The organism is Pseudomonas oryzihabitans (genome assembly GCF_001518815.1).
Lineage (GTDB): Bacteria > Pseudomonadota > Gammaproteobacteria > Pseudomonadales > Pseudomonadaceae > Chryseomonas > Chryseomonas oryzihabitans_E.
Map to the genome: position 1 here is coordinate 3396903 of NZ_CP013987.1, position 18750 is coordinate 3415652.

Genomic DNA, 18750 nt, shown 5'->3' on the forward strand with positions numbered 1-18750 from the left:
CGGGGTCCCATGCCTTACAGTCCCTCCACGGAAAGCCTCTTCCCGCATGAGCGATCACCGCCTCCGCAAGCAACGCCGTCTCGACCGCCTGCAGCTATTCCTCGACTGGGCCAGCCGCACCCACGCGACCTTCACTGCCAAGCAGCAGCACCAGGAACTCTGGTTCAAGCCCTACGCGGGCTATCCCCTGCCGCACCTGGGACGCATCGCCAAGGCCTTCTGGCTGGGTCTGGACGAAGCTGCCGCGGTAGCGGCCGGCAGCACGCCCGATCCCGATACCTTGCTGGGCCAGGCCCTGCTCAGTGCCGGCAAGACCTTTGGCTATCCGGTGGATGTCTTCGGCAGCGAAAAACTCTTCACGGGCGGCGCGGCGAGCGAGTTGCTCGAACCTCACTGGGCGCTGCAGTTGGTGGAAAGCGATTCCGCGACCACCTTCGAGGCCGCGGTACGGCAACGCCTGGGTGCGAGCGTGCGCGAGCGGCTTGGCGTGATGGCAGCGCCCTTCGCCGAGATGGCCGAGGAAGATCGCCAGCGTGTGCTGGAGCGGGTGCCCCAGGCCCTGATCCGCCTGGACGACTTCCTGCCGCGCGCGGTGGAGGTGCTCAACGAGACGCGCCACGAACTGAGGTTCAACGTGGTGCTGACCCACGAGGACATCCGTCTGGAGATCCCCCGGCGCCTGGCGGCCAATCAGGGGCGCCTGCTCGGCGACGCCGATGTCGCCGCGCTCAAGGCGGAGGCCGAGCGGGAACTGCGCGAGCGCTTCGCCGTGCTGGTGAGCGAAGCCGATGCCCTGGACTTCGATCTGCACCAGCTCGGCACGCCGCGCCTGCAGGAACTGATGCGCCTGGAGGCCGACAAGTTGCGTCGGGCCCTGCGCCATGCCGTGGCGCAGCAGCGCGAGAAGATGGCCTTCGCCGTACTGCTGGAAAACAACCCGCGCTTCGGCCAGTACCACCAGAACTATCCGGCCCGGCGCCTGACCCGTACCTGGACCGCCCTGCTCGGCCCCACCAACAGCGGTAAGACCCACAGGTCCATCGAGGCCATGGCGGCGGTGACCCACGCCATCTACCTGTCACCCCTGCGGCTGATGGCCCTGGAGAACCAGGAGCGCCTGGAATCCCTCGGCGTGCCCTGCTCCCTGGTGACTGGTGAGGAAGAGATCATTCGTCCGGGCGCCACCCACTTCTGCTGCACCGTCGAGGAATTCGCCCGCTTCCGGCGCCAGCAATGGGAGGTGGTGGTGGTCGACGAGGTGCAGATGCTGGCCGATCCGCAACGCGGCTGGGCCTGGGTCGATGCCCTGGTCAGCGCCCATACCAAACGCCTGCTGATGACCGGCCCGGCGCTGATCGAACCCTCGCTGCGCACCCTCTGCGACCTGTGCGAGGACCGCCTGGAGATCAAGCCCACCAAGCGCCTGTCGCCGGTCACGGTGGCGCGCCATGCCACCGCCCTGGAGCGCCTGGAGCCCGGGTCGCTGCTGGTAGCTTTCAGCCGGCGAGTGGTGCTGGAGCTCAAGGGCCTGCTGGAGATGGCCGGCCGTCGGGTCTCGGTGGTCTATGGCGCCCTCTCCCCGGAGGTGCGTCGTGAACAGGCGCGGCGTTTCCGCGAAGGCGAGACCGAGATCATGGTGGCCACCGATGCGGTGGGCATGGGCCTCAACCTGCCCGCCCACACGCTGTGCTTCTATACCGACGAGAAATTCGACGGGGTGCAGAATCGCCCGCTGCGGGTGCAGGAGGTCAAGCAGATCGGCGGGCGCGCCGGGCGGTTCGGCCATCATGCCGAGGGCGAGATCACCGCGCTGGAACCCCATGTGCTGCGCAACATCAAGCGGCTGTTCCACAGCCCGGACGATCCGGTGGACCTGCACCAGTTCCAGGTGCGACCGAGCCTGGAACACCTGCGCGCCCTGTCCGACTTCATGGAGGAGCCCAGCCTGCTGCGCACCTGGCTGACCTTCAACCGCAACATCAACTACGGCGATGCCTTCGTCTCGGTGCTACCCGATGAACTGGCCGAGTGGATCAAGCTGATCGACCTGCCCGGCATCGATTTCCAGCTGCGCTGGATCTTCGCCTGCACGCCGATCCGCGGCGGTCTGGAGGGCCCGGCCAGTGGCCAGGCCCAGCGCTGGCTGCGCATGGTCGCCCGCGGCGAGCCGGTGGATTTGCCGCGCATTCCCATGGGTAACGATCTCGCCGGACTGGAAAGCGCCCTGCACGTGGTGGAGACCTATCTGCACCTGGCGCGCAGTCTGCCCGAGCTGTTTCCCGCCCTGGAACGCGGCCAGGATCATCGCGACCTGCTCAACGACGCCATCACCCGCGAGCTGTCGCGCCGCCGCCGGCCGCGTGGACAGGAGAAAGGCCAGGGCAAGGGTGGCAGGCGCCAGGGACGTGGCGAACGCCGAGGTGGACGCTTCGGGCGCTAGGCCGTCGGCGTCCGCGCCTTGAAGCTCCAGGTAAAGAAGAACTCGGCCACCTGCTCGCCGCTTTCATCGGTGCCGACGCTACGCAACTGGACGGCCTGCGGCTCGCCTGTCTCCCGTGCCCGGGTCAGGGCCGCGGCGATGACCGCGCCCTGGTCGCAGCGAAAAACGATGGTGCCCACCGCCTTCTTGGTGAAGCTGGCGCTCATCGCCACCACCAGCATGGCGAAGCCCTGGCCGGAGCGGCGGATATGCAGGTCGGCGAGCAAGCCGGTGGAAAATTCCGCCGCCATGCCTTCCACCGCCCAGAACATGCTCTTGAAGGGATTCTGGTTCAGCCAGCCATGGGTGACCTGCATCTGGCAGCCGGTGGCGTCCAGCTGACGCAGGCGCAAGCCGGCGATCTTGGCGATGGGTATCTTGGTCCAGGCGAAGAGATTGAACAGCAGTCGATTCATGGCAGGCGCATCCGGCAGCCTGGCTGAAGCGCCAGGTGCCCCGCAGCTTAGCGCGTCACCTCGGGTCGCTCCATGGCGGGCAGGCACGGCCCGGCAGACAGTTCGCGACTCGCTAGTCGCGCGGTCCGGGGCGCCTCGAAACAGCCGAGGCGCCCTGGTCCATCACAGCGGATTGGCGTTGAGCTGCTCGGCATAGCGACGGGTCATGAACACCGCGAACAGCAGGCCAGCCACCGCCAGGCTGCCGCCCACCAGGCCGATATAGGGCATGCCGACCTGGGAGCCCACCACGCTACCCAGCAGGGCGCCACCACCGATACCGACGTTGTAGATGCCGGAGAACAGCGCCATGGCCACATCGGTGGCGTCCTTGGCCAGGGCCAGTACCTTGGATTGCAGCGCCAGGCCGAAACTCATGATGGCGATACCCCAGATCACGCTCAGCCCCTCCAGCATGAAGTCCTTCCAGGCGAAGGGCAGCAGCAACAGCAGCGACAGGGCGATACCGCCAATGGCGATGATCAGGAAACCATTGGGGAATCTCAGGCTGTAGCGACTGAACAGCAGCGAGCCAATCACCCCGGAGCCACCAAACAGCAGCAGCAAGGCGGTGATCTGCATGCCGCCCATCCCCGCCACTTCCACGGCAAAGGGCTCGATGTAGCTATAGCCGGTGAAGTGGGCGGTCACCACCAGCACCGTGAGGAGGTAGATGCACAGCAGCGCCGGCCGCTTGAACAACACCGGCAGGCTGGCCAGGGAGCCGGAGTTCTCGCTGGGCAGCAACGGCAGGTTGCGCGCCAGCCAGAGCACCGTGCCCACCGCGAGGGCGGCGATGGCGACAAAGGTGTAGCGCCAGCCCAGCAGCTCACCCAATACCCGGCCCAGCGGGATGCCCAGCACCATGGCCAGACAGGTGCCGGTGGCCAGCAGGCCGAGGGCCTGGGTCTGCTTGCCGGCCGGCGCGATGCGCACGGCGAGCGAGGCGGTGATCGACCAGAACACCGCATGGGCGAAGGCAATGCCGATGCGACTGGCCACCAGCACCTCGAAGCTCCAGGCCACGCCGGAGAGGCCATGGCAGAGGATGAACACCGCGAAGACGAACATCAGCAGACGTCGGCGCTCGATGGCACGGGTGGCAAGCATCATCGGCAGCGACATCAGAGCGACCACCCAGGCATAGATGGTCAGCATCAGCCCGACCTGTGACGGGCGCATGTCAAAGCTGCGACCGATGTCGCTGAGCAGCGCCACCGGCACGAATTCCGTGGTGTTGAAGATGAAGGCGGCCAGGGCCAGGGCGATGACACCGGACCAGCTGGATTTCCGGGCTTCGGCGGTAGCATCCATGGAAGGTCTTCTACTCCAGAGCGAAAGGGTGGACCGTGACTCCCGGTTAGGGAGCCGACGACAGAAACCCACAAGCAAAGGCATTGCCCGCCTGCGACGCTGGGGTCGCGAGCGAGAAGTCTGCTGTAGGGAAGATTGGAATTGGATGTAGTAAAAATTCTACGCTGTCGTTTCGGACTACCACAACCGTCCGCAGTTGCGCGCAGGTCAGGCCGTAGCGCCAGGCAGCGGCTTCAACTCCCTGAGCGGCGGCGTTTTTGCTGCCGTGGCGCCGCACGCAACCGACCTGGCGGTGCGACAAAACATCGCGAAACCTTTTCCTGCGACGGGGCTCCCAGCGAGACAGGTCCGGCGATTGACCTTGCCCCAGGGGCAAGCTCTAGCCTCGGCGACGTCAGCCAGTTCAGGAGCCCTCCCCATGCGTATTGCCCTTCCCACCACCCTGCTCGCCCTCACCCTCCTGGCCAGTGGTTTCGCCAGTGCCGCCCAGGACGACCACCAGGCCCACCAGGACATGCAGAAGAGCATGGAAGCCATGCATCAGGGCATGGAAGAAGGCCTCAAGGCCAAGGATCCTGACCTGGCCTTCGCCAAGGGCATGCTGGCCCACCACGAGGGCGCCGTCGACATGGCCCGCTACCAGCTCCAGCACGGCAAGGACCCGGAGATGCGCACGCTGGCCGAAAACATCATTCAGGCCCAGCAAACGGAAATCGATCAGCTCAATCGCTGGATCAAGGCCCACGGCAAGTAATGGTGCACCGCGCGCGGGACTGGCACAGTGAAAGGCCAGTCCTGTCGCGGAGACTCCCATGCTGATCGATCACCTGGATCATCTGGTCCTGACCACGGTGGACCTCGCCGCCTGCGAGGATTTCTATACCCGGGTGCTGGGCATGCGCCTGGAGGTATTCGGTACGGGGCGCAAGGCCCTGCGCTATGGCAACCAGAAGATCAATCTGCACGAGCGGGGCCATGAATTCGAACCCAAGGCGCACCTGCCGGTGCCGGGCGCGCTCGACCTCTGCTTTATCGCCCGCCAGCCGCTGGACGCCGTGATCGCCCACCTCCAGCGCGAAGGCTGGCCGATCCTGGAAGGCCCGGTAGCGCGAACCGGCGCGACCGGACCGATCCGCTCGGTCTATGTGCGCGATCCCGATCTCAACCTCATCGAGATCGCCGAATACCAGACCTAGCGCGGCCGGCCGAACACCTGGGTCCAGTAGAGGCTATGGGTGCTGCGCGGATTCAGGGCGTAGGCCGCCCCCATCTCGGTGAACTCCGGATTCATCAGATTGGCGCAGTGCCCCGGGCTGGCCAACCAGCCCTGCATGGCCTGGGTGACCGAGCCGGCGCCGGCGGCGATGTTCTCGCCGATACGGGTCCAGCCATAGCCCTGCTTGGCCACCCGCTCGGCCACGGTGCCGCCGCCGGGCGCCGTGTGGGAGAAGTAGTCGCGGCCGGCCATGTCCTGGCTGTGGGCCAGGGCAGCGTTGGCCAAGGCCGGATTCCAGCGTAGCGGCGTGGTGGCGGCGAAGCGCCGGGTGCCGCAGGTGCGGGCCTGGGCACGGGCGCGATTGACTTCGGCCAGGACGGCCTTGCCGGCTGTCTGCCAGTCGCCCAATCCGGCGCTCACCACCGGACGCGCCAGCACCAGCTGCCAGCGTGGCCCCTGCTGACTCACACCGATCTGGGCATAGTCGCTGCTGGCGAGCGGCCGGCAATACTGCTGGCGCAGCCCGGCCATGGCCGCCTGGGCCGTGGGCGCGCCCGCCAGCATGATCACCTGCACCGCGGACGCCTGGTAACCCGCGGCGCGCAGATCGCTCTGCAGGCGCTCCCGTCCGGTCAGCCGTACGGCGGCCAGGCGATTGTCGGCGGCAAGGGGCGCGGCCGCGTGCATGCCGGCGCAGCCCTGGGGCGCAGCGCGATAGGCGTTGATCAGGCTGACCAGCCGTGCCTCCTCGGGCGTCGCCGCCAGCGCGGCATCGGTCAGCAGGCTCGTGGTCAGCAGCAGGGAAAAGGCAAGAAAGCGAGGCATGCGCGGGCCGATCCGAAAAGAGGGAAGCGCTATTTACCCGCCCTGAACCCGAGGCGCAACCCAAACGGCCCGTCAGCCGAGGAACGGATGGCAGTTTGCTTGCAGGGGTGATTGGAGTAGGCTCGCCCGCTCATTCAACAGGAGTCTCTCCCATGGCCAAAGCCTCTGCCCGCCACATCCTGGTTTCCAGCGAAGACAAGTGCAACGAACTCAAAGCCGCCATCGAAGGGGGCGCCGACTTCGCCCAGGTGGCCAAGGACAACTCCAGCTGCCCCTCCAGCCGTCAGGGCGGCGACCTGGGCACCTTCCGCCCGGGCCAGATGGTCAAGGAATTTGACACCGTGGTGTTCAGCGCGCCGCTGAACCAGGTCCAGGGTCCGGTAAAGACCCAGTTCGGCTATCACCTGGTGGAAGTCACCAGCCGCGAGGATTGATCTCGCCCGCGCTCTCGCCCGTAGCGAGAGCGCCATCCCTGCGTTTCCTGCCTGACCGACTATCCTGCAGAGCTACCGTCTCGCGAGGATAGCCCCATGCCCCTTCCGCTCTCCCGTCACGGCCAGTGCCTGTGTGGCGCGGTCCAGTTCGATTGCCATATCGCTACCCCCGAGGTCTCGGCCTGCCATTGCCGTACCTGTCGCCGTTGGGGCGGCGGTCCGCTGCTGGCGGTGGAATGCGCCGAGGCGCCCATGATCAGCGGTGGCGACGCCCTGGCCGTCCATGCCTCGTCCGACTGGGCAGAGCGCGGCTTTTGCCGCCACTGTGGCACCCACCTGTTCTACCGCCTCAAGGCGGAGCCACACTACGCCATTCCGGTGGGCCTGCTCGACGGCGAGGACTGGTTGCTGGACAGCGAGATCTTCATCGAGGAACAGCCGGCCTGGTACTGCTTCGCCCATTCGCGCCGCCGGCTGACCGGCGCCGAGGCTTTCGCCGAGCACGATCAGTAGCGCGAGCCTAGCGCTACCGCCACCGGTCGGCGTCAACTGCGACCACTGGTCGCCTCGACCGGGGCTCCTTGAAGGCGCCCGGCACGTTCCTTAGCGCGCCAAGGCTTATGCCAGAGCCTCGGCTTCGTCGCCACCTCCGCCCCAGCGCAGCCGCACGCCTGCGGCCTGGGCGCACACCCCTATCAAGCCACCGCCAAAGGCGCCGATGCCTCTGTGAGCTCCTTTCCCAGTCTGCCCACAAGAGGAACAATCATGGGGTTTCTACAACGCTTAGGCGCCCGCACGAGCAGCAGCGGCGTGTTCAGCCTGACCTGCGCCGCACGTGAACTGAGCGACCGCCTTAGCGGCGTCGCCCTCAAGCCCACCTTCATCACCGGCTTCGTCTCGCCGCACCTGGACCTGGACGCCATCGCCCGGCAGCTGGTGGCGCGCTTTCCCGAAGCTTCCATCAGCCTGTGTACCACCTCCGGCGAACTCTGCGGCAGCGAACAGCGGCTGTACTGCGCCGCCGATGGCGCCTGGGACCGGCTGGTGCTGCAATTCTTCGACGCCTCGGTCATCGCCTCGGCCGAGGTCGTGCACGTCCCGCTGGACAGCGAGGACATCCGCCGTGGCGGACCGCGGCGCAGCATGAAGGAGCGCCTGGCCCGTCTGACCGAATCGCTCAAGCGCCTGCAGGTACGCACGCCCATCGATCACCGCGATACCCTGGCCTTCGTGCTGTTCGACGGCCTGTCCGCCTCGGAATCCTTTTTCATGGAGGCGCTGTACGAGTCCGGCCGTTTCCCCTGCCTGTTCGTCGGCGGCTCCGCCGGCGGCAAGGGCGATTTTCGCCAGACGCTGTTGCACGACGGCCGCAAGGCCTATGAAAACCACGCCCAGCTGGTCTTTCTGAAAATGGCCAGGAACACCCGCTTCGGGGTGTTCAAGAGCCAGAATTTCAGCGCCACCCCGCTCAGCCTCAACGTTCTCACCGCGTCCCTGGAAGAGCGCTACATCAGCCAGGTGATCGACAGTCGCGGCCAGATCAAGAGCATGGTGGCCGCCCTCTGCGAGGCCCTAAGCTGCCGCGCGGACCAGCTGGAGCAGCGCCTGGCGGACTACTCCTTCGCCATCCGCGTCGGCGAGGAGCTGTTCGTCCGCTCCATCGCCCGCATCGACTACGAGCGCGAACGCATCCACCTGTTCTGCGACGTGGCGCCCGGCGAAGAGCTGGTGATGGTCAAGCGCACCTCCCTGGTGGACACCACCCGCCAGGACTTCGCGCGCTTCCTGCAGGGAAAGAGTGGCACCCCGTTGGTGGGGGTGCTCAATGATTGCATCCTGCGCCGCGCCAACAATGGCGCCGAGCTGCCGCGCATGGGCGAGGTGTTCGGCCAGACGCCGGTGGTGGGCTTTTCCACCTTTGGCGAGATCCTCGGCCTGAATCTCAACCAGACCCTCACCGCAGTGTTCTTTTTCCGTACCCCCGAAGGTGCGCCCTTCCGCGACGAATACGTCGACAACTTCGCCGCCCACTACGGCGAATTCAAGGCCTTCTTCCTCCGACGACAGATCAAGAAGCTGGCGGGCCTGAGCCAGGTGGTCGTCAACCAGATCGACGAATTCAAGCGGCAGAACTTCACCGGTATCGTGGATGCCCAGGGCCTCGACGACTCCATCCAGGCCGTATTCGGCGGCCTCGCCGATCTGGGCCAGGTCCTGCGCCAGGCGCACCAGAGCCGCCAGGAGATCGGCGAACAGTTGCGGCACTACTCCGGTGAGCTGCACAGCAGCATGGACGATCTGACAGGCAACATTCTGCAGCAGGGCGAAGTCACCCGACAGGCCGACAGCACCGTGCAGAACCTTACCGACCAGGCCGAGGACGTGGTCCGCAGTGCCAACGAGCTGAGCCAGTCGAGCCTGCGCATCCAGTCCATCGTCCAGGTGATCCAGCAGATCGCCGGCCAGACCAACCTGCTGGCGCTCAACGCCGCCATCGAGGCGGCGCGCGCCGGCGAGAGCGGCCGGGGCTTCGCGGTGGTGGCCGACGAGGTGCGCAACCTCGCGGCCATCACCCACAAGAACGCGGCCGAAATCGGAGCCGACATCGACCAGCTGTCCCGCGCCATCAGCGAGGTCGGCGCCCATATCGCCGGCCAGGCCAAGGACGTGGGGTCGCTGCAGGATCTGCTCGCCGCCCTGCGCGAATCCGGCCGCCTCACTGCCCAGACCTCCCACCGCACCAAGGACATCGCCGACACCCTGACCGGCCTCACCGCCGCCACGGCACCTTGAGCCCGCGGGACTTACCGTTCGTCGGTACTGACCGGTAAGTCCCGCCGCCTTTGCCTGACTCTGCCTCTCACCAGAGGTAGATACCGGACCCCCTCGGATCACCTTCCGAGTGACCGCAAGGTCACGGCCAGTGCCGTGGCTTGCGGCCCTGTTTTGCTCAATCCGGCGACCAATGGGTCAGCAATAGACGCCCCAAACCCGCTCCTGGCCGCCTCTACGACTTTTGTAGTGCTTATACGAAAGCACTACAAAACACGGTTGACGACGTGCCTATCTCCTGCAAATCTCTAGCTGCACCGGACGCGAACCCCCTATCCATGCGGGTCGCGCCTGGGCTCCGGGTGACCCTCGGGCCGTCTTGCGTAGTGATGCTCAAGAGGCACTACAAGAGAAGACGACTGAAATGCCGCGCTGCTCGAGGCAGCGTCGCCAGAGGTGACGTCCGGATCCATGCAGGTACGTACGGCGACATGACTCGACAGCTGGGCTGACCTTTCGCCTTCGCGACTGGCATCCGGGTGGCAACCGCCACCCCGCTGCCAGACGTTGGGAAAAGACTGGTACCCAAGCCAACCTCATCGAGAAGGATCGACTCATGTCCGCTTACGAGAACGACGTTCAGGCCATCGCCGCCCTCAAGACCACTGCCGGCAAACACTGGAGCGCCATCAATCCGGAATATGCCGCGCGGATGCGTCTGCAGAATCGCTTCAAGACCGGTCTCGACATCGCCCGCCACTGCGCGGCCATCATGCGCCGGGACATGGCCGCCTACGACGCCGACAGCAGCGCCTACACCCAGTCGCTGGGGTGCTGGCACGGCTTCATCGGGCAGCAGAAGCTGATCGCTATCAAGAAGCACCTGGGCAGCACCCAGGGTCGTTACCTCTATCTGTCCGGCTGGATGATCGCCGCGCTGCGCTCGGAATTCGGCCCGCTGCCCGATCAGTCCATGCACGAGAAGACCAGCGTGCCGGCGCTGATCGAAGAGCTCTACACCTTCCTGCGCCAGGCCGACGCCCGCGAGCTGGCCATGCTGTTCCGCGAGCTGGATGCCGCCCGCGGTGCCGACGAGAACGCCAAGGCCGCCGCCATCCAGGCCAAGATCGATAACTACGAGACCCACGTGGTACCGATCATCGCCGACATCGACGCCGGCTTTGGCAACGCCGAGGCCACCTACCTGCTGGCCAAGAAGATGATCGAAGCCGGGGCCTGCTGCATCCAGCTGGAAAACCAGGTCTCCGACGAGAAGCAGTGCGGCCACCAGGACGGCAAGGTGACGGTGCCCCACGAGGACTTCCTGGCCAAGATCAACGCGGTGCGCTACGCCTTCCTCGAACTGGGCGTGGACGAGGGCATCATCGTCGCCCGCACCGACTCCCTGGGCGCTGGCCTGACCAAGCAGATCGCCGTGAGCAAGCAGCCGGGCGACCTGGGTGACCAGTACAACAGCTTTCTCGACTGCGACGAGGTGGACGCCAGCCAGTTGGGCAACGGCGAGGTGCTGATCAGCCGCGACGGCAAACTGCTGCGGCCCAAGCGCCTGGCCAGTGGCCTGTTCCAGTTCCGCACCGGCAGCGGCGTGGACCGGGTGGTGCTGGACTGCATCACCTCACTGCAGAACGGTGCCGACCTGCTGTGGATCGAGACCGAGAAGCCCCACGTCGGCCAGATCAAGGCCATGGTCGACCGCATCCGTGAGGTCGTGCCCAACGCCAAGCTGGTCTACAACAACAGCCCGTCGTTCAACTGGACGCTGAGCTTCCGTCAGCAGGTGTTCGACGCCTTGCAGGCCGAGGGCAAGGACGTTTCCGCCTACGACCGCGCCAAGCTGATGAGCGTGGACTACGACGACACCGAGCTGGGTCGCCTGGCCGATGCACGTATCCAGAGCTTCCAGCGCGACGCCGCGCGTGAAGCGGGCATCTTCCACCACCTGATCACCCTGCCCACCTACCACACCGCGGCCCTGTCCACCGACAACCTGGCCAAGGGCTACTTCGCCGAGGAGGGCATGCTGGCCTACGTCAAGGGCGTGCAGCGCCAGGAGATCCGCCAGGGCATCGCCTGCGTCAAGCACCAGAACATGGCCGGCTCGGACATGGGCGACGACCACAAGGAATACTTTGCCGGCGAGGCCGCCCTCAAGGCGGCGGGCAAGGACAACACCATGAACCAGTTCCATTGATCACGGCCACTGTGGAGGACACGCTCATGAACCTGAACGACAACCCCAGCCTGGACGATCTCAAGCAACTCTTCGCCGGGCTCAAGGACAAGAACCACAACCACATCCTCTGGGTCTGCGAGAGCGGCGCGGTGCATGTCGACCGCCTGCCCGGCGGCGAGACGCCCGAGCAGTTCGAGGAGCGTCATCCCAGCCTGCGCATCCGCTTCAAGACCTACAACCGGGGCGGCGGCTACGTCGGCAAGTCGGCGGCGGCCGACGACGACTTCATCAGGAGCGTCCATGCCGCCCTGCAGGAGCACTGGCGGCTGGCCGGTCGGCAGCAACGCCCGGCCTATGTGGACCGTTACTACTAAAAGAAAAGGGCGCGACGGGTAGTTGACCACCCGCCACGCCCTGCCCCACCTATGAGGCGACTCGCCTGACCCTGCATGGCCCTGCAGGCTCGGTCGAGTCGCCTCCTTTATTTAAAGAACGAACAGATCCACGAAGCGGTGCACGGGGGTGGCTTCCAGCCCTGCCTGGTCCTTGCACAGGTCGAAGATCTGGACACAGCGACTGGCCGGAAAGCGCGTCGCCAGGTTGTTCTGGAATTTGCGCTCCAGCAGCGGAATGCCCTCCTCACGGCGACGGCGATGACCTACCGGGTACTCGATGGCGATCTTCTCGGTGCTGCTGCCATCGGTGAAGAACACCTGCAGGGCGTTGGCGATGGAACGCTTGTCGGCTTCCAGGTATTCGCGGCTGTAGCGCTCGTCCTCGACGATCTCCATCTTCTCGCGCAACTGGTCGATGCGCGGATGGGCCTGGTGGAAGGCGTCCTCGTAGTGTTCGGCGACCAGATCGCCGAACAGCAGCGGCACGGCGATCATGTACTGCAGGCAGTGGTCGCGGTCGGCGGCGTTGGCCATGGGGCCCTGCTTGGAGATGATGCGGATGGCCGATTCGTGGGTGGTCACCACGATCTTCTCGATCTGGTCCACCCGGTCGCAGACCTGGGGATGCAGGATCACCGCGGCCTCGGCGGCGGTCTGGGCGTGGAACTCCGCCGGGAAGCTGATCTTGAACAGCACGTGCTCCATCACGTAGCTGCCGAAGCCCTGGGGGAAGCGGAACTGGCGCTGGTCGACGGGCTTGGTGGCCAGGTCCTTGTTGGTGTGGCTGAACAGCACGTCGTAGAAGCCCCACTGGGGTGCGCTGAGTACGCCAGGGATGCCCATCTCGCCACGCAGGGCGATGTCGGCCAGGCGCACACCGCGACTGGAGGCGTCGCCGGCGGCCCAGGACTTGCGGCTGCCGGCATTGGGCGCATGGCGATAGGTGCGCAGCGCCTGGCCATCGACGAACGCATGGGACAGGGCTGACAGCAGTTGCTCGCGATTGGCGCCCATCAGCTTGGCGCTGACCGCGGTGGACGCCAGCTTGACCAGGAAGACGTGGTCCAGGCCGACGCGGTTGAAGGAGTTCTCCAGGGCGAACACCCCCTGGATCTCGTGGGCCATGATCATGGCCTCCAGCACCTGGCGCATGGTCAGGGGTGCTTCGCCCTGGGCGACGCGGCGCTGGGAGAGGTGGTCGGCCACCGCCAGGATGGCGCCGAGGTTATCGGAAGGATGGCCCCATTCGGCCGCCAGCCAGGTGTCGTTGTAGTCCAGCCAGCGAATGATGCAGCCGATGTCCCAGGCCGCCTTGACCGGATCCAGGCGATAGCTGGTGCCGGGCACCCGCGCGCCCTGGGGTACCACGGTGCCTTCCACCTGGGGGCCGAGCAGCTTGGTGCACTCGGGGAAGCGCAGGGACAGCAGGCCGCAGCCGAGGGTGTCCATCAGGCAGTTGCGGGCGGTGTCCAGGGCCTCGCGGGAGGTGACCTGGTAGGTCAGCACGTAATCGGCCAGGTCCTGGATGACCTGGTCGTAGTCGGGCCGGTTGTTGAGATCGACGTTGGCGCTCATGGGTTTTGGTTCCTTATCGCGGCCTTGGGCCGCTCCTACAAGTTTGGTCATGTATCGCTCCCGTAGGAGCGGCCCATGGCCGCGATCAGAGATATTCAGCGATTGGCGATGGGCGTGAAGGGTCGCTGTTCGACTCCGATGTAGTCCGCGCTGGGGCGGATGATGCGGTTGTCGGCGCGCTGCTCGAAGACGTGGGCACACCAGCCAGCCGTGCGCGAGCAGACGAAGATCGGAGTGAACAGCGGCGTCGGGATGCCGAGGAAGTGGTAGGCCGAGGCGTGATAGAAGTCGGCGTTGGGAAACAGCCCCTTCTCTTCCTTCATGGTGCGGTCGACGGCCTCCGACACCGGGAACAGCACCCTGTCGCCCACCTCTGCCGCCAGCTGCCGGGCATAGTCCTTGATCACCTCGTTGCGCGGATCGCTGTCACGGTAGATGGCGTGGCCGAAGCCCATCACCTTCTCCTTGCGTTCGAGCATCTGCTTGAGGCCGGTGACCGCTTCCTCGGGCGAGGCGAAGCGCTCGATCAGCGCCATGGCTGCCTCGTTGGCCCCACCGTGCAGCGGCCCGCGCAGGGAGCCGATGGCACCGGTGACGCAGGAATAGAGGTCGGACAGCGTCGAGGCGCAGACCCGGGCGGTAAAGGTGGAAGCGTTGAATTCGTGCTCGGCATAGAGGATCAGCGAGACGTTCATGACCCGCGCGTGCAACTCGCTGGGCGCCTTGCCATGCAGCAGGGTGAGGAAGTGGCTGGCGATGTCCGGGGCGTCACTGCTGCAGTCGATACGGGTGCCGCTCTGGCTGAAGTGATGCCAGTAGAGCAGGATCGCCGGGAAGGCGCCGAGCAAGCGATCGGCGACCTGCTGCTGGTCGGCGAAGCTGTGCTCCGGCTCCAGGGTACCCAGCAATGATGCGCCGGTGCGCATCACGTCCATGGGGTGGGCACTGGCGGGAATGCGCTCCAAGCCTTCCTTGAGTGGCTGCGGCAGGTCGCGCAGAGCAGCCAGGCGCTGGCGATAGGCGTCCAGTTGCGCCTGGGTGGGCAGCTCGCCATAGAGCAACAGGTGGGCCACCTCCTCGAAGTCGGCCCCGGCGGCCAGTTCGCGGATGTCGTAGCCCCGGTAGGTGAGCCCGGCGCCGGTCTTGCCGACGGTGCATAGCGCGGTGCGGCCGGCGACCTGGCCACGCAGGCCGGCGCCGCCGAGGGTTTTGCTGTCTGCCATCGTCTCGCTCCTCTTGGAGTTGTTGTGCGAAAAAGCGGGCGTTCAGGGTGGAGCGTCAGGATTTGCCTTGCTGGAACAGGCGATCCAGCTGGTCCTCATAACGGTGGTAATCGATGCGGTCGTAGAGTTCGGCGCGGGTCTGCATGGTGTCGACCACCGCCTGCTGGCTACCGTCGCGACGGATCGCGGTGTAGACGTTTTCGGCGGCGCGATTGGCGGCACGAAAGGCCGACAGCGGATAGAGCACCAGGCCGACGTCGGCGCCGGCCAGCTCCTCGGTGGTGAACAGCGGCGTGGCGCCGAACTCGGTGATGTTGGCCAGGATCGGCACCCCTACCGCCTGGGCGAACTGGCGGTACATGGGCAGTTCGGTCATGGCCTCGGGAAAGATCATGTCTGCGCCGGCCTCGACACAGGCGCAGGCGCGGTCGATGGCGGCCTGCAGGCCTTCCACGGCCAGGGCATCGGTGCGCGCCATGATGACGAAGTCCGCGTCGGTGCGGGCATCCACCGCCGCCTTGATGCGATCGACCATCTCCTGCTGGCTGACGATCTCCTTGCCCGGTCGATGGCCGCAGCGCTTGGCGCCGACCTGATCCTCGATGTGCATGGCCGCCGCGCCGGCCTTGATCAGGGCACGGGTGGTGCGGGCCACGTTGAAGGCCGAGGCGCCGAAGCCGGTGTCGACATCCACCAGCAACGGCAGATCGCAGACATCGGTGATGCGACGGACGTCGATGAGCACATCTTCCAGACCGCTGATGCCCAGGTCCGGCAACCCCAGGGAGCCGGCTGCGACACCGCCGCCGGACAGGTAGATGGCCTGGAAGCCGGCGCGCTTGGCTAGCAGCGCATGATTGGCATTGAGGGTGCCGACCACCTGCAGCGGGCGTTCGGCGGCGACGGCGGCGCGGAATTTCTGGCCGGGACTGACGGCAGGCATGGCGTTACCTCGACTGATCTTGGACTAGGGGATGGTGCTGCAGATTGCGCTTGGAGGCGGCGATGTGGCGACGCATCAGCAGTTCGGCCAGCTCGCCATCGCCCTCGGCCAGGGCATCGAGGATGCGATGGTGCTCGGCGAAGGCCTGGCGCGGACGATTCGGGGTGGCGGAGACCTTGAGCCGGTACATGCGCACCAGGTGATAGAGCTCGCCGCACAGCAACCGCACCAGCATGCCGTTGCCGCTGGCCTGAATGATGCGGTAATGGAAGTCGTGGTCGCCTTCCTGCAGGTAGTAGCCGGTGCCGGCCTGGAATGCCGGGTCCCGCTCGTGGGTATCCAGCAGTTGGCGCAGTTCGTCGATGCCCTGCGGCGTGAGGCGTGTGGCCGCCAGGCGACAGGCCATGCCTTCGAGGGATTCGCGGATCTCGTAGAGTTCGACCAGCTCGGCCAGGCTCAGGGCGACGACCCGGGCACCGGCATGGGGTACCCGCACCACCAGGCGCTGGCCCTCCAAACGGTGGATGGCCTCCCGCAGCGGGCCCCGACTGATGCCATAGGTGCGAGCCAGCTCCGGCTCGGAAATCTTGCTGCCCGGCGCCACATCGCCACGAACAATGGCCTCGCGGATCCGGCGGAACACCTGCTCGGAGAGGGTCCCGCTGTCGGTCTCGGGCACTTCGACCTGGAAGGGGCTATCGATCATTGTCGACACCTTTTGTGTTTATGGGCTGAATAACTACGCCTGAACGCCTTATCAGTCAACATTTGTCGACAATCCCGCTGCGACAGCCTGTATCTCGCTCAGCCCTGCAACGGTTCGCTACACTAGCGCGCCGCCCACCCCAGCCGACCGCGCCATGCCTCTCTGCCAGTTGCATCCCCTGCCCTACCACGCCGATCCCACGGTGCGTTTCGCCCTGCTGCACGGCGAGCCAGGTGCGGTATTGCTCGACTCGGGGCGGCCGGTGGCCGAGCGGGGTCGCTACGACCTGATGGCGGCCTGGCCACTGCAGGTGCTGCAACCCGACTCCGGCGAGACGGGGCGTGCCTTTTTCACCCGGACGCGCGCCGCCCTGGCCAGCCTGGGCCACGCGGACCTGCCGGAGGGTGCCGAATTACCCTTCGTCGGCGGTCTGCTGGGTTTTCTCGGCTATGACTTCGGTCGACGCCTGGAGCGCCTACCGGACGGCGCCCGCGCTGACCTGCAGCTGCCCGATGCCCGCCTGGGCCTCTATGCCTGGGCGCTGATCAGCGATCATCAGGCGCGGACCAGCCAACTGGTCTTTCATCCCAGGCTGGACGAGACGGAAAGGCAACGCCTGATCGCGCTGTTCGCTGCCGATGCACGCCCCGAGGCCGACGCCTTCCGCCTGACCGCGCCCTTCGCCGCCGACATCGACCGCGCCACCTATCGCCAGCGCATCGAGGCCATCCAGGCCTATATCGCCGCCGGCGACTGCTACCAGGTCAACTTCGCCCAGCGCTTTCGCGCGCCCTTCCAGGGTTCGCCCTGGATCGCCTACCAGGCCCTGCGCGCGGCTTGCCCGACGCCCTTCTCCGGCTATCTGGCACTGGACCGCGGCGCCCTGCTCAGCCATTCGCCGGAGCGTTTCCTGCGGGTGAGCCGCGGCCAGGTGGAAACCCGCCCGATCAAGGGCACCCGGCCGCGCCGGCCCGATGCCCAGGCTGACGCGGCTGAAGCCCGCGCCCTGCTGGCCAGCCCCAAGGACCGCGCCGAGAATCTGATGATCGTCGACCTGCTGCGCAACGACCTCGGCCGCAGCTGCCGGACCGGCTCGGTACGGGTACCCGAGCTGTTCGCCCTGGAGAGTTATCCCAACGTCCACCACCTGGTCAGCGCCGTCACCGGTGAACTGGCCGAGGGGCTGGACGCCCTGGACCTGCTGGCCGGCAGTTTCCCTGGTGGCTCCATCACCGGGGCGCCCAAGATCCGCGCCATGCAGATCATCGACGAGCTGGAAGAGACCCGCCGCGGCCCCTACTGCGGCTCGCTGCTCTATCTGGACGTACGCGGCGAGAGCGACAGCTCCATCCTGATCCGCAGCCTGCTGGCCGAAGACGGGGTACTCAGCTGCTGGGGCGGCGGCGGCATCGTCATGGACTCCCACTGGGAAGACGAATACGCCGAATCCCTGGCCAAGGTGCGGGTGCTGCTGGAGACGCTGGAGACGCTGGAAGCCCACAGCTGATCCGGCTTTGCTACCATGGGGTCATCCTCTCGCCGGCTGGAGCCCGCCATGTCTCTCGATCTCGCCCGCATCAACGCCGACCTTGGCCGTGATCCCGAAAAGCTCGTCGCCTGGGCCCTGGGGCTGGGTAAAAGCGCCATCGTCACCACCAACTTCCGCCCCTTCGAGGCGGTGATCCTGCACCTGGTCAGTCAGGTCAAGCCGGACATCCCGGTGGTCTGGATGGACAGCGGCTACAACACCCCCGCGACCTACCGTTGCGCCGACGAGATCGTGCGCAAGCTCGATCTCAACCTGGTGACCTACCTGCCCAAGCGCTCGCGTGCCCACCGCGAGGCCATCGACGGCTCGGTGCCGGGGCTGGACGATCCGCGCCACGCCGCCTTCACCGAAGAGGTCAAGCTGGAACCCTTCGCCCGCGCCCTGCGCGAGACGGCGCCCGAGGTCTGGTTCACCGCCCTGCGTGCCACCGATACCGCGGTGCGTGCCCAGATGGATCCGGTCAGCGTGAATCCGGACGGCCTGATCAAGGTCGCGCCCCTGCTGCACTGGACCTCCAAGGACCTCTACCAGTACCTGACCGCCCACGACCTGCCGAACGAATTCGACTATTTCGACCCCACCAAGGGTGACGAAAACCGCGAGTGCGGCCTGCACCTCGCCCACTGAGTCGACACCTCCCGCGCGCTCGGTTCCGGGCGCGCGCCCTGCT

17 protein-coding genes are annotated in these 18750 nt (G+C 66.4%); 10 read left to right on the forward strand and 7 right to left on the reverse strand.

Annotated elements, in window-relative coordinates; all coding sequences use genetic code 11:
• Positions 1-46: 46 nt before the first annotated feature.
• Positions 47-2440: a DEAD/DEAH box helicase gene (locus APT59_RS15480; protein ID WP_059315671.1), complete on the forward strand. Its 2394-nt coding sequence runs from the start codon at positions 47-49 to the stop codon at positions 2438-2440.
• Here APT59_RS15480 and APT59_RS15485 read toward each other — a convergent pair.
• Both APT59_RS15485 and APT59_RS15490 read right to left on the reverse strand, forming a co-directional pair.
• Positions 2437-2895: a DUF4442 domain-containing protein gene (locus tag APT59_RS15485; protein ID WP_059315672.1), complete on the reverse strand. Its 459-nt coding sequence runs from the start codon at positions 2893-2895 to the stop codon at positions 2437-2439. The genes APT59_RS15480 and APT59_RS15485 overlap by 4 nt on opposite strands.
• Positions 2896-3057: 162 nt before the next feature.
• Positions 3058-4248 carry a sugar transporter gene (locus APT59_RS15490; protein WP_059315673.1) on the reverse strand — a complete coding sequence of 397 codons (1191 nt, stop codon included), beginning with the start codon at positions 4246-4248 and terminating at the stop codon, positions 3058-3060.
• Positions 4249-4666: 418 nt separating this feature from the next.
• On the opposite strand from APT59_RS15490, the gene APT59_RS15495 reads away from it, so the two are divergent.
• Positions 4667-5002 (forward strand): DUF305 domain-containing protein, encoded by a 336-nt coding sequence (locus APT59_RS15495; RefSeq protein WP_059315674.1) that lies wholly within the window; start codon positions 4667-4669, stop codon positions 5000-5002.
• A 61-nt stretch (positions 5003-5063) separates the two neighbouring features.
• Positions 5064-5444, forward strand: coding sequence for a VOC family protein (locus tag APT59_RS15500; protein WP_174523169.1), 381 nt, complete (start codon positions 5064-5066; stop codon positions 5442-5444).
• Here APT59_RS15500 and APT59_RS15505 read toward each other — a convergent pair.
• Positions 5441-6289, reverse strand: a complete 849-nt coding sequence (locus tag APT59_RS15505) for a CAP domain-containing protein (RefSeq protein WP_059315676.1) — start codon at positions 6287-6289, stop codon at positions 5441-5443. The two genes, APT59_RS15500 and APT59_RS15505, sit on opposite strands and share 4 nt — an antisense overlap.
• A gap of 152 nt (positions 6290-6441) precedes the next feature.
• Between APT59_RS15505 and APT59_RS15510 the strand changes: the two genes are divergently transcribed.
• The 5 genes from APT59_RS15510 (at position 6442) to APT59_RS15530 (ending at position 12063) form a co-directional block, all read left to right on the forward strand.
• A complete protein-coding gene (locus APT59_RS15510) occupies positions 6442-6723 on the forward strand; it encodes a peptidylprolyl isomerase (RefSeq protein ID WP_059315677.1) in 282 nt (93 codons plus the stop codon).
• Between the two features lie 96 nt (positions 6724-6819).
• Positions 6820-7236 (forward strand): GFA family protein, encoded by a 417-nt coding sequence (locus APT59_RS15515; RefSeq protein WP_059315678.1) that lies wholly within the window; start codon positions 6820-6822, stop codon positions 7234-7236.
• A gap of 252 nt (positions 7237-7488) precedes the next feature.
• On the forward strand, positions 7489-9516 hold the full coding sequence (locus tag APT59_RS15520) for a methyl-accepting chemotaxis protein (RefSeq protein WP_059315679.1): 2028 nt from the start codon (positions 7489-7491) through the stop codon (positions 9514-9516).
• A 595-nt stretch (positions 9517-10111) separates the two neighbouring features.
• A complete protein-coding gene (locus tag APT59_RS15525) occupies positions 10112-11707 on the forward strand; it encodes an isocitrate lyase (RefSeq protein ID WP_059315680.1) in 1596 nt (531 codons plus the stop codon).
• A 26-nt stretch (positions 11708-11733) separates the two neighbouring features.
• Positions 11734-12063: a hypothetical protein gene (locus APT59_RS15530; protein ID WP_059315681.1), complete on the forward strand. Its 330-nt coding sequence runs from the start codon at positions 11734-11736 to the stop codon at positions 12061-12063.
• 111 nt (positions 12064-12174) lie between these two features.
• Here APT59_RS15530 and prpD read toward each other — a convergent pair whose 3' ends face one another.
• From prpD to APT59_RS15550, 4 genes are all read right to left on the reverse strand, one after another.
• The gene (prpD, locus tag APT59_RS15535) at positions 12175-13659 is read right to left on the reverse strand and encodes a 2-methylcitrate dehydratase (RefSeq protein ID WP_059315682.1); all 1485 of its coding nucleotides are present in this window, start codon (positions 13657-13659) and stop codon (positions 12175-12177) included.
• A 95-nt stretch (positions 13660-13754) separates the two neighbouring features.
• A complete protein-coding gene (gene prpC, locus APT59_RS15540; RefSeq protein WP_059315683.1) occupies positions 13755-14882 on the reverse strand; it encodes a bifunctional 2-methylcitrate synthase/citrate synthase in 1128 nt (375 codons plus the stop codon).
• Between the two features lie 55 nt (positions 14883-14937).
• A complete protein-coding gene (gene prpB / locus APT59_RS15545) occupies positions 14938-15825 on the reverse strand; it encodes a methylisocitrate lyase (RefSeq protein WP_059315684.1) in 888 nt (295 codons plus the stop codon).
• Positions 15826-15829: 4 nt separating this feature from the next.
• Positions 15830-16531 (reverse strand): GntR family transcriptional regulator, encoded by a 702-nt coding sequence (locus tag APT59_RS15550; protein ID WP_059315685.1) that lies wholly within the window; start codon positions 16529-16531, stop codon positions 15830-15832.
• A 154-nt stretch (positions 16532-16685) separates the two neighbouring features.
• Here APT59_RS15550 and pabB point away from each other — a divergent pair, with 154 nt between their 5' ends.
• Positions 16686-18038 carry an aminodeoxychorismate synthase component I gene (gene pabB, locus APT59_RS15555; RefSeq protein ID WP_059315686.1) on the forward strand — a complete coding sequence of 451 codons (1353 nt, stop codon included), beginning with the start codon at positions 16686-16688 and terminating at the stop codon, positions 18036-18038.
• A gap of 48 nt (positions 18039-18086) precedes the next feature.
• Positions 18087-18707: a phosphoadenosine phosphosulfate reductase family protein gene (locus APT59_RS15560; protein WP_059315687.1), complete on the forward strand. Its 621-nt coding sequence runs from the start codon at positions 18087-18089 to the stop codon at positions 18705-18707.
• Positions 18708-18750: the final 43 nt, after the last annotated feature.

What these genes read in the sequence shown, in the direction of transcription:
- APT59_RS15480 (WP_059315671.1), top strand. Translation starts at nt 47, where the DNA reads ATGAGCGATCACCGCCTCCGCAAGCAACGCCGTCTCGACCGCCTGCAG.
- APT59_RS15485 (WP_059315672.1), bottom strand. Translation starts at nt 2,895, where the DNA reads ATGAATCGACTGCTGTTCAATCTCTTCGCCTGGACCAAGATACCCATC.
- APT59_RS15490 (WP_059315673.1), bottom strand. Translation starts at nt 4,248, where the DNA reads ATGGATGCTACCGCCGAAGCCCGGAAATCCAGCTGGTCCGGTGTCATC.
- APT59_RS15495 (WP_059315674.1), top strand. Translation starts at nt 4,667, where the DNA reads ATGCGTATTGCCCTTCCCACCACCCTGCTCGCCCTCACCCTCCTGGCC.
- APT59_RS15505 (WP_059315676.1), bottom strand. Translation starts at nt 6,289, where the DNA reads ATGCCTCGCTTTCTTGCCTTTTCCCTGCTGCTGACCACGAGCCTGCTG.
- APT59_RS15510 (WP_059315677.1), top strand. Translation starts at nt 6,442, where the DNA reads ATGGCCAAAGCCTCTGCCCGCCACATCCTGGTTTCCAGCGAAGACAAG.
- APT59_RS15515 (WP_059315678.1), top strand. Translation starts at nt 6,820, where the DNA reads ATGCCCCTTCCGCTCTCCCGTCACGGCCAGTGCCTGTGTGGCGCGGTC.
- APT59_RS15520 (WP_059315679.1), top strand. Translation starts at nt 7,489, where the DNA reads ATGGGGTTTCTACAACGCTTAGGCGCCCGCACGAGCAGCAGCGGCGTG.
- APT59_RS15525 (WP_059315680.1), top strand. Translation starts at nt 10,112, where the DNA reads ATGTCCGCTTACGAGAACGACGTTCAGGCCATCGCCGCCCTCAAGACC.
- APT59_RS15530 (WP_059315681.1), top strand. Translation starts at nt 11,734, where the DNA reads ATGAACCTGAACGACAACCCCAGCCTGGACGATCTCAAGCAACTCTTC.
- prpD (WP_059315682.1), bottom strand. Translation starts at nt 13,659, where the DNA reads ATGAGCGCCAACGTCGATCTCAACAACCGGCCCGACTACGACCAGGTC.
- prpC (WP_059315683.1), bottom strand. Translation starts at nt 14,882, where the DNA reads ATGGCAGACAGCAAAACCCTCGGCGGCGCCGGCCTGCGTGGCCAGGTC.
- prpB (WP_059315684.1), bottom strand. Translation starts at nt 15,825, where the DNA reads ATGCCTGCCGTCAGTCCCGGCCAGAAATTCCGCGCCGCCGTCGCCGCC.
- APT59_RS15550 (WP_059315685.1), bottom strand. Translation starts at nt 16,531, where the DNA reads ATGATCGATAGCCCCTTCCAGGTCGAAGTGCCCGAGACCGACAGCGGG.
- pabB (WP_059315686.1), top strand. Translation starts at nt 16,686, where the DNA reads ATGCCTCTCTGCCAGTTGCATCCCCTGCCCTACCACGCCGATCCCACG.
- APT59_RS15560 (WP_059315687.1), top strand. Translation starts at nt 18,087, where the DNA reads ATGTCTCTCGATCTCGCCCGCATCAACGCCGACCTTGGCCGTGATCCC.